This window comes from Microbacterium phyllosphaerae (assembly GCF_017876435.1).
Taxonomy (GTDB): Bacteria; Actinomycetota; Actinomycetes; order Actinomycetales; family Microbacteriaceae; genus Microbacterium; species Microbacterium phyllosphaerae.
Map to the genome: position 1 here is coordinate 2,214,777 of NZ_JAGIOA010000001.1, position 13,704 is coordinate 2,228,480.

The window sequence follows — 13,704 nt, forward strand, 5'->3', positions numbered from 1 at the left end:
GGGCTTTCGTCGTATCCGCGGGCGATTCCTACCGCTCAGGTGGCCGATCTCCGCCGCGTGCCCGCCAGCCACAGCGCGAGAGCGGTGCATCCGAGCGCGATCGCGGCGAGCGGGAAGTCGAGGCCGTACGCGGTGATCGCGATGATCGGCGCGATGAAGACCAGCACAGCGGCGACGACGGCGCCGGTCGAGGGGAACCGTGCCGTGCCGCCGACCGGCACCTTCTCGAACCGGATCAACCAGAGCGACAGCACCCATACCGCGGCGAGCACCACGGCGAGGAACAGCGGCCGCGTACACCACCAGATCGCGCTCCCCGGTGCAGGGAGCGGAATCGGGAGTACGAGCTGGATGCCGATCAGCACCATGATCATGGGCAGATGCCACAGATAGACGGTCATGAGACGTGAGCCGATCAGGAAGACCACGCCCTGAGCCGCTCTCTGCCTCATGAGGGCGGTCAGGGGCCTGTGCAGCAGAGTCAGGGCGGCGGCCTGGATCACCGCGAGCATGACCATCGCTGTGGTGGGAGGCCATTGATTGCCGAGCATGTTCCACGAGTAGCCTCCGAGCGATACCAGCCCCCAGAGCGCCGCATAGCCCGCTGCGATGAGCAGCAGCAGCTGCCACCAGCGGCGTGCGCCGAACCAGCCGTCGAAGAGGAAGAAACCGATCTGCTGGGCGAACAGCCAGACGAAGACGATATTGGGGATGCCGAACAGCTCCTGGCCGAGTCCGTAGCCCGATCCCGCGACGGGCTGGATGCCGAGGAACCCGCCGATGACCGTGAACCGGAACGTGTCGACGAGCACTGCGCCCGCGAGGAGGCCCACGAGCACCCAGGCGCCGTAGCGCTCGTGCAGCCGCATCATCGCCGGGGCGAGAGCCTGGACGATCATGTACGCGGCGAGGAACCACAGCGGGGAGCCGACGCCGATCGCGATGGTGTCGACGAGGTCGGGATCGATCCCGACCAACCGGGTGGCGCCGAGGACCACGGTGAAGAAGATGAACAACGGCAGCGCGGGGCGGGAGAGCCGCAGCAGACGCACCCGGACGAAGTCCACCGCCGAATCTCCACGGGCCGATGCCGATCGCCACCCCGCGCGGGCCGCGTATCCGCCGACCACGAAGAACAGCGGCATGATGTTCGCGATCCACGACGCCGCCGTGAACCAGGACTGCGCCTCGACGGTGCGCTCGATCAGCAATGACCCGTCCGGTGCGCGACCGACCCCCGTGAACAGGATGTGCACGAAGACCACCAGGACGACGCACACGACTCGCGCCAGATCGAGGGTGAGATCACGACCTGCAGGTACGGTGCGGGTCGTCGAGTCGGTGGCGGCGCTGCTCATGCCGACGACTCTAGCGGCGGCCCGTGCCGCGCGAGGGGAACCGCAGCGGGCGCGGTGTCAGGCGCCGGGTGCGAGAGTGAGGCGCCGGAACGTGGCGGTGCTCAACGGCAGAGCCATGAGTGCCATCATCGTGCCGCCGAAGAGGGCGAACGGCACCCAGACCGCCGTGCTCGAGGCGAGCAGACCGAACCCGGCCATGGCGAGTGGCATGAGGCAGTCGTCGCCGAGACGGGTGATCGAACCCATCCGGCCGAGGTAGGCGGTGTCGACCGTGGCGGAGAATGTGGCGCTCAGGAGCACCGAGGCGTAGCCCGCGGTCACGCCGATGACGAAGGCTGCGATCGCGACCGTCCAGGCCGGCCCCCACCCGAGTGCGATGATCCCGGCACCCTGGACGACGAGCGCCCAGAAACCCGCGAACGCCTCTCTTCGCGGTCGCCACTTCACGACCGAGACCGCGCCGAGCGCCGCGCCCAGTCCGAGCAGCGCCTCGAACAGCCCCACAGCCTGGGCGCCCCATCCCGCGTCGTGCGCACGCAATGCGAGCCCGATCCCCACCGCCGGGCCGACGGCGAGGTTGAGTCCTGACAGCGCGATGACGAGGGTGCGGGTCGTCGGGTGGGCGCCGAGGTGGGCGAATCCGCGGGCGATGCCGTGCAGCGCGGATTCCCTCGCGGCCCGTGCCAGCACGAACCTCGGCCGGAGCCAGACGGCGATGAAGGCGACGACGACACTGAATGTGAAGGCGTTGACGGCTGCGCTGCCCGCGAGCCCCGCGTACGCCACGAGGACCCCGCCGATCGCAGCGCCCGCCATGGTGCCGAGGCGCGAAGCCGTCTGCGCGAGTGCTCCGTAGGACGGAAGATCGCTCGTTCGCACGAGCTGTCGGGCGACGGTTCCGGCGGACGGTTCGTAGAACGCGTCGCAGATCCCGAAGGCGATCGCCGCGAACAGCAGGATGCCGACCGTGGGCGGGGTCGCGAGCACCCACAGCGCCACGGCGACGAGCACACCGACCCGAAGCACGGTGAACAGCATCATGACCCTGCGCGCGTCGGACCTGTCGGCGATCACACCACCGAACAGCAGGACGATCGCGCGGGGGACGGTACCTGCGGCGACGATGAGACCGGCCATCGCCGGGGAGGCGGTCTGCACGGCTGTCCAGGCGAGTGCGATCGTCCAGAGCGTGTCGCCGGCATCCGAGAGTGCTTTGACACCGATCCAGGCGTGCACACGACGGTCGCGTCGGAACGCGGGCGGCTCCGCCAGCTGCAGGGGTTCGGCCGTGGACATCATGGCGTCGTGGGGAAGGCGTGCGCGAAGACGAAGATCGGCGTGCGCTGCTGCCCGTCGTCGAGATCGACGGACTCGCGCCATTCCTCCAGGGTGCGCAGGATGCGGGCGCTCAGGTCGCGGAGTTCATCGGGAGACGCCCACGCGGTCGTCTCGGTGTTCGACGCGTCGTACGCGGCGTATGCAGGGTCATCGTGTCGCCGCTGCCACCTCTGCAGGCGGTCGATCTGCATCCGGATGCCCTGACGCTGCGCCTCGCGGGCGAGGAGAGCGTCGGCGGGAGAATCGACGAAATCGTCTGCCGACCAGGTGAAGCCCCGGCGAGCGAGCTTCCACCAGCTGGTACGCCGGTCTCCGGAGGGGTCCTCAACTCGCTCCACGAGCCCCGCTCGCTCGAGCATGCGCAAGTGGTGGCTGATGCTGCCGACCTGGCTCTCGAGCGACCGCGCGAGCGTCGTGACCTGGGATGTGCCGTAGAGCAGCAGGTAGTCGTAGATGCGACGACGGAGGGGGTGATGCACGGCGGTGATCACCGAGATGTCTTCCATGGACGCAACGGTAGATCTGGCCCCACATTCGCACAAGGCTTCTTGTATATCGCGGAAAATCAACGAAAGAGCCGTCTCTCGCGGGGAGAAGCGGCTCTTTCGGCGCGGTTCTTCAGTCCTCGGTGGATGCCTCGCCGGTCGTGCGGCGAGTGCGTCGAGCTCGACGGATGAGCCAGACGACCAACACGACCGCGCCGGCGAGGGCGAGCCACGGCAGCACGAAGCCGACCGCGACCACCAGCGCGTTCAGCGAGACGACGAGGCCGTTCCATCCGGCGAAGAGACCGTCGGCGAATCCGGCGGGGTCGGCCGTCGTGGGCGGGGTCGTGCGGGTGAGCTCGACCTGGAGGTTCGACATGGCGACCTGATCGTCGAGTGAGGCGAGCTGCTGCTCGTAGGACTCGAGCTGCGCCTGGCGATCCGTCAGGGCGACCTCGGCCTCGATCAGTTCCGCGACCGTGCCGGTCTGCGACATCAACTCGGTGAGTCGCTTCACCGAGGCCTTCGTGGCGTCGACCCGAGCCCGCAGATCGATCGCCGTCGAGGTCACATCCTGCTTCGAGATCGACGAGGAGAGCAGATCACCGGAGTCCGAGAGTCCTTCGATCACGGTGGCGAGGTCGGCGGAGGGCACGCGGATGCTGATCCAGCCGTATCCGTCGTCCGCGGGGGCGGACTCGGATGTGCCGTCGACGGCGATGCTCTTCCCGATCTCGGTGCTCTCGACGTAGCCGTCGTACTTCTCGGCGAGTGCGCCGATCGCCGCTGCGGCGTCTGCGATGTCCTTCACCTCGAGGGTGGCGTTCGCGGTGGCGATGATCTCGCGATCGGTGCCGTCGACGGCACCGGGCGCCACGCTCGACGACTCCGCCGAGTCGGACGCGGCCCCGGGCACGCTCTGGTCGGCGGATCCGGAGGACGAGTCCTCCATCACGACCCCGGAGGACGTGTCGCCACCTCCGGCCGTGCTCATGGCGCTGCCGCCCATGACGCCCAGGATCGGGGGAGTCACGAGCACGCCCACCACGAAGGCGGCGGCGATGCCGGCGCCCGTCAGCCAGCGGCGACGGCGCGCTCGCGCTCGGACCGCGGTCGGCGTCTCCGGCCGACGCCCTTCCGCGATCTCCTCGAACACGGAGGCCTCGATGCGCGCCACCGCGGCATCCGAGAGCTCGGGCAGGCCATCGATGGGTGCGTTGTCGTTCATGCGTCGCTCGCTTCCTTCACGGCACCACGCAGGCGGGTGCGGACTCGGGAGAGACGGTTCCGGACGATGGCATGGCTCACACCGAGCTGTTCCGCCGCGGCCTGGTAGGCATAGCCTTCCGTGGCGCAGAGCCTGAAGATCTCTCGGTCGAGATCGTTCAGGGTCCCCACCTCGGCGGCGATCCGCGCGGCCAGAGCAGCGGTGATCACCTGCTCCTCGACGCTGATCGTCGAAGGGATGCTGTCGTCGACGGCATCCGTGGTGTGCGCCCGGTCGCGCAGGCGCTGTCGGAGCCGGTTCGCTGCCTGGAAGCGACAGATCGTCGCGAGCCACGGGAGCAGGGACTCTCCCTGCAGCTCGAGCCCCGGCAGCTTGCGCCACGCGGTGACGAAGGTCTCCTGGGTCACGTCCTCGGCGTCGGCGGGGGAGCCGAGAAGGCCATGGGCGATCCAGTAGACCGGTCGGACGTGCGAGCGGTACAGCTCGCGGAAGGCGCTCTCGTCGCCTGCCGCGGCCTGCGCCACCCATCTCTGATCTGTCGTCTGCACGGTATCCGGTTTCCGTTCGGTGTCTCTCACCAGGGAAGTGTCGAAGGATGCACCATCGTCTCAGATCGGTGCCGTCGATGGGATGCCGCTGATGCGGCCATCCATCGTCCGTCTGCGCTCCGCTAGAATCGGTGATGCGAGAGGGAGTATCCCGCAAGCGCATCCACCGTCATCACGAGCACCGACATCGCTGCTCCGGTCGTGCGACGCACTCTGTGCGTGGGAGAGACTTTCGGCGTTCTTCCGACCCCTCCCGAAAGGTGCACAGCGCCCGTGGACATCCCCGTCTGGTTCGAGATCACCTCGATGATCGTCCTCACGATCATCCTGATCGGCGACCTGCTCCTGATCCGTCTTCGTCCGCACATCCCCTCGACCAGGGAGTCGACGCTCTGGGTCGTCTTCTACGTCGGGCTCGCCCTGTTGTTCGCGGTTCTCCTCGGAAACGTGGCCGGATGGCGCAATGCGGGCGATTTCATCACCGGATGGGCGCTGGAGTACAGCCTCTCGATCGACAACCTCTTCGTCTTCGTGCTGATCATGGCGCAGTTCGCGGTGCCGCGACGCCTCCAGCAGCAGGTGCTGATGGTCGGCATCATCATCGCGCTCGTGCTGCGCGGCGCATTCATCCTCGTCGGCGTGGCCGTCATCGAGCACTTCTCGCCGATCTTCTACGTCTTCGGCGCGTTCCTCATCTACACCGCGATCAAACAGGCCATGCCCGAGGGCGAGCACGACGACGACGTCAAGCGCGAGAACTTCATCGTCCGGCTGCTGCGTCGCCGCATAGACATCAGCGAGACCTACGACGGCTCGAAGCTGCGCACCACGGTCGACGGCAAGCGGATGTGGACGCCGATGGTCATCGTGTTCATCACGATCGGCGTGACAGACCTGATCTTCGCGATCGACTCCATCCCGGCGATCTTCGAGATCACGACGAACGGATTCCTGGTCTTCGCGGCCAACATCTTCGCCCTGATGGGCCTGCGACAGCTCTACTTCCTGCTGGGAGACCTGCTCGATCGTCTGCGCTACCTGCACTACGGCATCGCGGTGATCCTCGGGTTCATCGGAGTCAAGCTGATCCTGCACGCGCTGCACGAGAACGAGCTGCCGTTCATCAACGGCGGTGAGCATGTCGAATGGGTGCCGGACATCGACAACCTCGTCTCGCTCGGTGTCATCGTCGTCTCGATGACCGTCGCGACCGTCGCGAGCCTCATCGCGGCGTCGCGCGAGAAGTCCGCAGCGAAGAAGGCGGCGATCGTCGAGTAGGGGCGGGTCGTCTCAGCCCGCCGACCACAGCAGCTCGGCGTCGAGCGTGAGATCGATCACCTGACGCAGCAGGGCACCGACGGTGGTCGACTGCAGGAGCGTGTATCGGTCGTACTCTCCGAGCGGTGCGATCGCGGCGAGCTGCCAGGCCGCTTCGAGCGGGTCGTCGGAGAGCTCGGTGTCGGGGTCCCAGGGCCCGTCGACGCGCGCGAGGACGCGTCGTACGATCGCCTCCGCTTCGGTGCGCAGCGGGGTGAGCGCGTCGTTCCACGTCGGCTCGGCAAGCGGCGAGATCTCGGCCCGAGGGTAGGGCGCGTCGTCCGTCCACTGCTCGGCCGTGAACCGAGTGGTGCCGACCGCGATGATGTGGAGCACGTCCGCATCGGCCGAGACGCTCACCAGCCGGGCGAGCGTGCCGACCTGGCTGCGCCGGTCGCCACCGCCGACCTCGTGACCGCGTTCGATGAGCACGACCCCGAACTGCGGGTCGTCTGCGTCGAGAAGTTGCCCGATCATCGTGAGGTATCGCGGCTCGAACACGCGGAGCAGAAGCGGGGTGTGCGGGAACAGCACCGAGCCAAGCGGGAACATCGGTCGTGCGGCCATGACCCCAGTCAACACCGCGAGACGTACAGTGAACAGATGCGCAGACCAGACGTCATCACACCTGCCCCCGGCCAGGAGTCCGTGTGGGACTATCCGCGGCCACCGCGGGTCGAGCGGGTGGCCGAGCGCGTCACCATTCGTCTCGGCGGTGAACTCGTCGCCGACACGACCGATGCGGTGCGGGTGCTCGAGACGAGTCATCCTCCTGTGTTTTACCTGCCGATCGCCGACTTCGTCGACGGAGCGCTCTCGGATGCCCCCGGTTCGTCGTTCTGCGAGTTCAAAGGTGAGGCACGCTATCTCGATGTGCGCGGCGGCGCCGTGGTGGCCGCCGGCGCCGCATGGAACTACCCGCATCCGACGCGCGGATTCGAGGCTCTGTCCGACCGGGTCGCGGTATATGCCGGACCGATGGACGAGTGCACGGTCGGTGGAGAAGTCGTCGTCCCTCAGCCGGGTGGCTTCTACGGCGGCTGGGTGACGTCGACCGTCGTCGGGCCGTTCAAGGGAGTGCCGGGCTCGATGGGCTGGTGAGCCCTGGGCGCTCGCTCAGAACGCCCGCAGGTTGGCCTGGAGGCCGCCTTCGACGTACTCGCGGCGCAGGATGCCGCGGCGTCGGAGCACGGGCACGAGCTCACCGAGCGTGCGATGCAGCGTGACCGGGTGGAAGTCGCCCCACAGCAGCACGCCGTCGTTGCCCCAGTCGCCGAGCTCTTCGATGAGATCGGCGAACTCGTCGGCGGTCCCGACGAATCCCGAGCGGTCGGTGATCCGGCCTGTGCGGGCGAGCGCCGTGAGGTGGGCGCGCAGCGGAGCATCCTCGCCTCGGTCTCCGATCAGGCGCTGGATGCTCCCGCGCGAGACGTGCTCCCCGAAGACCGACAGATCGAGCGGGCGGTCCAGGTCGAGCGTGGTCAGATCGGTTTCGAGATCGCTCGACTGCTTGCGAGCGATCTGCACCAGGGCCGCGTCGTCGGGATGGGCGGATGCGGCGACGATGCGATCCGCCTCCTCCGGCGACGATGTGATGACCGGCTGGATCGCGAACAGGATGGTGATGTCGGCGGCCGAACGGCCCGCCGCGATCGCCGCGTCGTGGATCTTCGCCCGATAGGCCCGCACGGATGCCTCATCCAGAGGGGCCAGAGCGAGCTGCACGTCGGAGTTCGCGCCGGCGAAGCCGAGTCCTCTGCCGGATCCGCCGGGGGAGATGATCGCGGGTTCGCCGTCTGTGAAGGGCACCGCGTTCAACGGGCCGTCGAACGCGAAGTGCTCGCCACGATGGCGCACGGGACGCAGCCTCGATCCGTCGGCGAACACGTCGGTCTCGCGGTCCTGCACCAGCGCGCCGTCGTCCCAGCTCCGCCACAGCGCACGGATGCCTGCGAGCCACTCCTCGGCGCGGTCGTACGCGGCGTCGTGACCCAGCTGCTCGGCAGCCGAGAAGTGGCGGGCGCTGCCGGTGTCGGTGACGACGTTGAGGCCGAGGCGGTGTGCGCTGAGGTGCTGCAGGGTCGCGAACTGCCGCGCCGCCGTGTACGGCAGGTAGGCAGCGGGGTTGACGGTCGGCACGACTCCGAGATGACGGGTGGCCTGGAAGAGGTAGGGCGCAAGGAGCAGCGGATCGTGCTTGGGGCCGCCGAACGCGTGGCGGACGCGCAGATCGAGCGTCTCGGGGGAGCCGAGCGAGGGCGCGTCCTCGATGATGACGAGGTCGAACCCGGCCTGTTCCAGAGTGCGAGCCGCCTCCTGGTAGATCTCGGGGCGGGTCCAGTCGTAGTCCCAGTCGAGTGACGGGTATCCCCAGCCCTGCGGACCGAAGCCGCGGGCCAGGAACCATCCGAAGTGCTGGGGCCTGCTCACGCGACGGCCTCTCGCGCGGGCTCGAGCACGCGCGCGAGATCCGCGAGGAGATCCGCGACGTCTTCGATCCCGATCGAGAGACGCAGGGTTCCCGGCTGCACGCCGAGGACGTCGCGTTCCTCCTGCGTGCGGTGGGAATGGCTGGTCGTCCCCGGGTGGAGCACGAGCGAGCGGACATCTCCGATGTGCGTCATGTGGGTGAACACCTCGACGCTCTCGACGAAGTCGCGTGCCGCGTCGAGCCCTCCGCGGAGGGTGAACGTGAAGATGGATCCGTAGCCGCCGTGCAGGTACCTCTGAGCGAGCGCGTGATCGGGGTGAGTCTCGAGGCCGACGTGGTCGACGCTCTCGACCGCATCCTGCGCGGCCAGCCAGCGTGCCACCTCGAGGGCGTTGCGGGACTGCCGCTCGACGCGAAGACCGAGCGTCTCCGCTCCCTGGCCGATCAGGAAGGCGTTGAGCGGAGACGGCGATGCACCGAAGCGGGGCGCGACGGATTCGCGGGCGTACGCGATGCGTGCCTTCCCGCCGTGCCGCGCAGCGACGCTGGAGAAGCCGCCGCGGCCGGGGAGCACCAGATGCGGTGCGTTATGCCCCGCCTTCGCCGCGTCGAAGCGACCGTCGTCGATGAGGACCCCGCCCAGGACCGAGCCGTGGCCGGCGAGGAACTTCGATGCGGAATGCACGACCATCGCGGCGCCGTGCTCGATCGGACGGACGAGGAACGGGGTGGCGAGCGTGTTGTCGACGATGAGCGGGATCGCGGCGTCATCGGCCACGGCGCTCACGGCCGCGATGTCGAGGATGTCATTGCGGGCGTTCGCGATCGACTCGGCGAACAGAGCCCTCGTGTTCGGACGGATCTCCCGGCGCCACGCCTCAGGGTCGCCGATGTCGTCGATGAAGGTCGCCTCGATGCCGAGTCGTGCGAGGTTGTCGAGGAGAAGCCCGCGGGTGCCCTCGTAGATGTGCGTCGAGGAGACGATGTGGTCCCCGGCTCCCGCCACCGTCAGGAGGGCGGTGACGACAGCCGCCTGGCCGCTGGCGACGAGAACCGCATCCGCACCGGACTCGAGCGCGGCGAGTTGCCGCTCGACCGCGTGCACTGTCGGGTTGCCGGTGCGTGTGTAGCCGAAACCCGCGCCCGTGCCGAAGTGGTGCGCGGCGTGGTCGAAGTCGTCGAACTCGAAGCCGGCGGTCAGATAGATCGGAGTCGCCCTGGACGACGCCGCACCCTGATTCCGGGCGGCGTGGACCGCCTTGGTGGCGAAGCCGGTGGTGTCGTCGGTCATGCGCGTGCCTCTCGAAGGTGCGGGTGACAGTAGCGTGTCACGCGGCGACTCCGTCCGCTGAAGCGGTGGTAATCTGACGTCATGCGGATCGTGCTCCTTCTTAGCGGCCGCGACGAGACCTCGTTCTGAGCCCCTCCTCGTCGCGGAGTCCAACATGGGCCGACCCGCCAGCTTCAGGAGAAACGCAATGAACATGCCCGCAGCAGACTCTGCTCCCGCACGCCGCCGGACCCTCGCCGAGAAGGTCTGGGACGACCACCTCGTCGTCAAGGGCGAGAACGGCGAGCCGGACCTCATCTACATCGACCTGCACCTGGTCCACGAGGTGACCAGCCCCCAGGCGTTCGACGGCCTGCGTGCCGAGGGGCGTCCACTGCGCCGACTCGACCTCACCATCGCGACCGAGGACCACAACACTCCGACGTGGGACATCGACAAGCCGATCGCCGATCTGACGAGCCGCACGCAGATCGAGACGCTGCGCCGCAACGCCTCCGAGTTCGGCGTGCGCCTGCACTCGCTCGGTGACGCCGAGCAGGGCATCGTGCACGTCGTCGGCCCGCAGCTCGGATTGACGATGCCGGGCATCACGGTGGTCTGCGGTGATTCCCACACCTCGACCCACGGCGCTTTCGGGGCCATGGCGTTCGGCATCGGCACGAGCGAGGTCGAACACGTGATGGCGACCCAGACGCTGCCGCTGAAGCCGTTCAAGACGATGGCGATCAACGTCGAGGGCACGCTGCGTCCCGGCGTCACGGCGAAGGACATCATCCTCGCCGTGATCGCGAAGATCACCACCGGTGGCGGCCAGGGCTACGTCCTCGAGTTCCGAGGCAGCGCGATCCGTGCGCTGTCGATGGAGGGGCGGATGACGATCTGCAACATGTCGATCGAGGCCGGTGCCCGCGCGGGCATGGTCGCCCCCGACGAGACGACGTTCGAGTATCTGAAGGGACGCCCGCACGCCCCCAAGGGTCAGGATTGGGACGACGCGGTCGCCTACTGGCGCACGCTCCCCACCGACGAGGGCGCGACGTTCGACGCCGAGGTCTTCATCGACGCCGACGAGCTCGAGCCGTTCGTGACCTGGGGCACGAACCCGGGCCAGGGCAGCTCCCTGTCGGCCGCAGTGCCCGACCCCGCCGAGATCGCCGACGCCAACGAGCGCGCGGCCGCCGAGCGGGCGCTCGAGTACATGGATCTGACGCCCGGCACGCCCCTCAAAGAGGTGCCGGTCGACGCCGTCTTCATGGGCTCGTGCACGAACAGCCGCATCGAGGACCTCCGCGCGTTCGCATCGATCGTCGAAGGCAAGAAGAAGGCCGACGGCGTGCGCGTCATGGTCGTCCCCGGCTCCGCCCGGGTGCGGCTGGAGGCAGAGGCCGAGGGTCTCGACAAGATCATCACGGACTTCGGCGCGGAGTGGCGATTCGCCGGATGCTCGATGTGCCTCGGGATGAACCCCGATCAGCTCGCACCGGGGGAGCGATGCGCATCGACCTCCAACCGCAACTTCGAGGGTCGACAGGGCAAGGGCGGACGCACGCACCTGGTGTCGCCGCTCGTCGCCGCAGCCACCGCGATCCGCGGCACGCTGTCGAGCCCCAGCGACCTGGATGCGGTGCCTGCGACGGCCTCCGCAGCAGCCGGAACGAACGGAGCACTCTGATGGAGAAGTTCACCACTCACACGGGCATCGCCGCTCCGCTGAAGCGCTCGAACGTCGACACCGACCAGATCATCCCGGCCGTGTTCCTCAAGCGGGTCACGAAGACCGGATTCGAGGACGCGCTGTTCCACGGCTGGCGTCAGGATCCTGAGTTCGTGCTCAACCAGCCTGCCTTCCAGGGCGCATCCGTCCTTGTCGCGGGCCCCGACTTCGGCACCGGATCCAGTCGCGAGCACGCCGTGTGGGCACTGCGCGACTTCGGCTTCTCGGTGGTCCTCAGCCCGCGTTTCGCGGACATCTTCCGGGGCAACTCGGGCAAGCAGGGACTCCTCGCCGCGACGATCTCGGAAGAGGATCTCGAGCGGATCTGGGCCGAGATCGACCGGAATCCCGGGGTATCCATCACGGTCGACCTCGAGGCGCGAACCGCCTCGATCGGTGAGATCCAGGCTGACCTCGGGATCGACGATTACACTAGATGGCGGCTCCTCGAAGGGCTCGATGACATCGGGCTCACGCTGCGCAACGAAGACAAGATCGCGCAGTTCGAGGCCCGTCGCGAGTCGTGGCGGCCCCGGACCCTTCCCGTTCAGCAGTGAACGGCGGGGCGGGGGAGCCGAGGGCGACCCCGCCCCGAATTCCGTTGAATGAAGTGAGGCTCCGAATGACGACACCTGTGCGCGACGCTCTTCCGGACGGAGTCCCCCCACTCACCGGAGACGTCCTCGCCATTCGCGGAGGGCGCCCGTTGCGCGGCCGCGTCGACGTCAAGGGAGCGAAGAACCTCGCGACCAAGGCGATGGTGGCCTCGCTGCTCGGAGACACCGTCAGCGTCCTGCGCGACGTTCCCGCCATCAGCGACGTCGCGGTCGTCCGCTCGCTGCTCGAGGTGCACGGTGTCCGCGTCTCCGACGGCGATGAGCCCGGTGCTCTCGTCTTCGATCCGAGCGACGTCGAGTCCGCGCACTTCGAGGAGATCGATGCCCACGCCGGTGCATCGCGCATCCCGATCCTCTTCTGCGGCCCGCTGCTGCACCGTCTCGGTCAGGCATTCATCCCCGACCTCGGCGGATGCCGCATCGGCGACCGGCCCATCGACTTCCACCTCGACGCACTGCGCAAGTTCGGCGCGATCGTCGAGAAGCTGCCGAGCGGCATCCGCCTCTCGACCGGCGGCGCTCGTCTGCACGGAGCGAACATCCACCTGCCGTACCCGAGCGTCGGCGCGACCGAGCAGGTGCTGCTGACGGCCGTCCGGGCCGAAGGCACCACCGAGCTGCGCAACGCGGCCATCGAGCCCGAGATCATGGACCTGATCGCCGTGCTGCAGAAGATGGGCGCGATCATCTCGTACGAGCCGAACCGCGTCATCCTCATCGAGGGCGTCGAGAAGCTCCGCGGCTACGACCACCGGTCGATCTTCGACCGCAACGAGGCGGCATCCTGGGCCTCCGCCGCGCTCGCGACCGACGGCGAGATCTTCGTCGGCGGAGCGAAGCAGCAGGAGATGCTCACGTTCCTCAACGTGTTCCGCAAGGCAGGCGGATGGTTCGACATCCAGGAGGACGGGATCCTCTTCCGCCGCGACGGAGAGCTCAAGCCCGTCGTCGTCGAGACCGATGTGCACCCCGGCTTCATGACCGACTGGCAGCAGCCTCTCGTCGTCGCACTCACCCAGGCCAAGGGACGCTCTGTGGTGCACGAGACGGTGTACGAGAACCGTCTCGGGTTCACGGATGCGCTCGTCAAGATGGGCGCAGACATCGTCGTGCACCCGCGCGGGCTGCAGGACGGACCCCGTCGCGTGCCGCGCCGTGACCTCGAGCAGGCGGCCGTCATCACCGGGCCGACCCCGCTGCACGCCGCCGACATCGTCGTTCCCGACCTGCGCGGCGGGTACAGCCACGTCATCGCGGCGCTGACGGCCGAGGGCGAGTCGAAGGTCTCGGGAGTCGACATCCTCAGCCGTGGGTACGAGAAGTTCCTCGCAAAGCTCGACGCCGTGGGCGCCGACTTCGACGTCATCCGGTGACGCC

General features: G+C 68.2%; 13 protein-coding genes. 5 read left to right on the forward strand and 8 right to left on the reverse strand.

Going from position 1 to position 13,704, the window contains the following annotated elements; translation table 11 throughout:
* Nucleotides 1–35: 35 nt before the first annotated feature.
* The 5 genes from JOF42_RS10320 to JOF42_RS10340 all read right to left on the reverse strand — a co-directional run bounded on the left by JOF42_RS10320 (nt 36) and on the right by JOF42_RS10340 (nt 4,987).
* Nucleotides 36–1,358: an acyltransferase family protein gene (locus tag JOF42_RS10320; protein WP_210097777.1), complete on the reverse strand. Its 1,323-nt coding sequence runs from the start codon at nt 1,356–1,358 to the stop codon at nt 36–38.
* Between the two features lie 57 nt (nt 1,359–1,415).
* Nucleotides 1,416–2,654: an MFS transporter gene (locus JOF42_RS10325; protein WP_245340780.1), complete on the reverse strand. Its 1,239-nt coding sequence runs from the start codon at nt 2,652–2,654 to the stop codon at nt 1,416–1,418.
* Nucleotides 2,654–3,202: an ArsR/SmtB family transcription factor gene (locus tag JOF42_RS10330; RefSeq protein WP_210097779.1), complete on the reverse strand. Its 549-nt coding sequence runs from the start codon at nt 3,200–3,202 to the stop codon at nt 2,654–2,656. The genes JOF42_RS10325 and JOF42_RS10330 overlap by 1 nt, the downstream gene beginning before the upstream one ends.
* A gap of 112 nt (nt 3,203–3,314) precedes the next feature.
* Entirely contained in the window at nt 3,315–4,409 is a 1,095-nt protein-coding gene (locus JOF42_RS10335; RefSeq protein ID WP_210097780.1) for a DUF4349 domain-containing protein, read from the reverse strand.
* The gene (locus JOF42_RS10340) at nt 4,406–4,987 is read right to left on the reverse strand and encodes an RNA polymerase sigma factor (protein WP_259159330.1); all 582 of its coding nucleotides are present in this window, start codon (nt 4,985–4,987) and stop codon (nt 4,406–4,408) included. Before JOF42_RS10340 ends, JOF42_RS10335 begins: the two co-directional genes overlap by 4 nt.
* A 243-nt stretch (nt 4,988–5,230) precedes the next feature.
* On the opposite strand from JOF42_RS10340, the gene JOF42_RS10345 reads away from it, so the two are divergent.
* The gene (locus JOF42_RS10345; protein ID WP_210097781.1) at nt 5,231–6,235 is read left to right on the forward strand and encodes a TerC/Alx family metal homeostasis membrane protein; all 1,005 of its coding nucleotides are present in this window, start codon (nt 5,231–5,233) and stop codon (nt 6,233–6,235) included.
* A 12-nt stretch (nt 6,236–6,247) separates the two neighbouring features.
* Here JOF42_RS10345 and JOF42_RS10350 read toward each other — a convergent pair whose 3' ends face one another.
* Entirely contained in the window at nt 6,248–6,841 is a 594-nt protein-coding gene (locus tag JOF42_RS10350; protein WP_210097782.1) for an LON peptidase substrate-binding domain-containing protein, read from the reverse strand.
* A 36-nt stretch (nt 6,842–6,877) separates the two neighbouring features.
* Here JOF42_RS10350 and JOF42_RS10355 point away from each other — a divergent pair, with 36 nt between their 5' ends.
* Nucleotides 6,878–7,375: a DUF427 domain-containing protein gene (locus JOF42_RS10355; RefSeq protein WP_210097783.1), complete on the forward strand. Its 498-nt coding sequence runs from the start codon at nt 6,878–6,880 to the stop codon at nt 7,373–7,375.
* A 15-nt stretch (nt 7,376–7,390) separates the two neighbouring features.
* Here the strand turns inward: JOF42_RS10355 and JOF42_RS10360 are convergent, their stop codons facing one another.
* Nucleotides 7,391–8,704, reverse strand: coding sequence for an LLM class flavin-dependent oxidoreductase (locus JOF42_RS10360; protein ID WP_210097784.1), 1,314 nt, complete (start codon nt 8,702–8,704; stop codon nt 7,391–7,393).
* Nucleotides 8,701–9,996: an O-acetylhomoserine aminocarboxypropyltransferase/cysteine synthase family protein gene (locus JOF42_RS10365; RefSeq protein WP_210097785.1), complete on the reverse strand. Its 1,296-nt coding sequence runs from the start codon at nt 9,994–9,996 to the stop codon at nt 8,701–8,703. The genes JOF42_RS10360 and JOF42_RS10365 overlap by 4 nt, the downstream gene beginning before the upstream one ends.
* A gap of 187 nt (nt 9,997–10,183) precedes the next feature.
* Here JOF42_RS10365 and leuC point away from each other — a divergent pair, with 187 nt between their 5' ends.
* The 3 genes from leuC (at nt 10,184) to murA (ending at nt 13,700) form a co-directional block, all read left to right on the forward strand.
* Complete coding sequence (gene leuC, locus JOF42_RS10370; protein ID WP_245340781.1) at nt 10,184–11,668, forward strand: 3-isopropylmalate dehydratase large subunit; 1,485 nt, start codon at nt 10,184–10,186, stop codon at nt 11,666–11,668.
* A complete protein-coding gene (gene leuD / locus JOF42_RS10375; protein WP_210097786.1) occupies nt 11,668–12,267 on the forward strand; it encodes a 3-isopropylmalate dehydratase small subunit in 600 nt (199 codons plus the stop codon). The genes leuC and leuD overlap by 1 nt, the downstream gene beginning before the upstream one ends.
* A 65-nt stretch (nt 12,268–12,332) precedes the next feature.
* The gene (murA, locus tag JOF42_RS10380; protein ID WP_210097787.1) at nt 12,333–13,700 is read left to right on the forward strand and encodes a UDP-N-acetylglucosamine 1-carboxyvinyltransferase; all 1,368 of its coding nucleotides are present in this window, start codon (nt 12,333–12,335) and stop codon (nt 13,698–13,700) included.
* Nucleotides 13,701–13,704: the final 4 nt, after the last annotated feature.

What these genes read in the sequence shown, in the direction of transcription:
- JOF42_RS10320 (WP_210097777.1), bottom strand. Translation starts at nt 1,358, where the DNA reads ATGAGCAGCGCCGCCACCGACTCGACGACCCGCACCGTACCTGCAGGT.
- JOF42_RS10325 (WP_245340780.1), bottom strand. Translation starts at nt 2,654, where the DNA reads ATGTCCACGGCCGAACCCCTGCAGCTGGCGGAGCCGCCCGCGTTCCGA.
- JOF42_RS10330 (WP_210097779.1), bottom strand. Translation starts at nt 3,202, where the DNA reads ATGGAAGACATCTCGGTGATCACCGCCGTGCATCACCCCCTCCGTCGT.
- JOF42_RS10335 (WP_210097780.1), bottom strand. Translation starts at nt 4,409, where the DNA reads ATGAACGACAACGCACCCATCGATGGCCTGCCCGAGCTCTCGGATGCC.
- JOF42_RS10350 (WP_210097782.1), bottom strand. Translation starts at nt 6,841, where the DNA reads ATGGCCGCACGACCGATGTTCCCGCTTGGCTCGGTGCTGTTCCCGCAC.
- JOF42_RS10355 (WP_210097783.1), top strand. Translation starts at nt 6,878, where the DNA reads ATGCGCAGACCAGACGTCATCACACCTGCCCCCGGCCAGGAGTCCGTG.
- JOF42_RS10365 (WP_210097785.1), bottom strand. Translation starts at nt 9,996, where the DNA reads ATGACCGACGACACCACCGGCTTCGCCACCAAGGCGGTCCACGCCGCC.
- leuC (WP_245340781.1), top strand. Translation starts at nt 10,184, where the DNA reads ATGAACATGCCCGCAGCAGACTCTGCTCCCGCACGCCGCCGGACCCTC.
- leuD (WP_210097786.1), top strand. Translation starts at nt 11,668, where the DNA reads ATGGAGAAGTTCACCACTCACACGGGCATCGCCGCTCCGCTGAAGCGC.
- murA (WP_210097787.1), top strand. Translation starts at nt 12,333, where the DNA reads ATGACGACACCTGTGCGCGACGCTCTTCCGGACGGAGTCCCCCCACTC.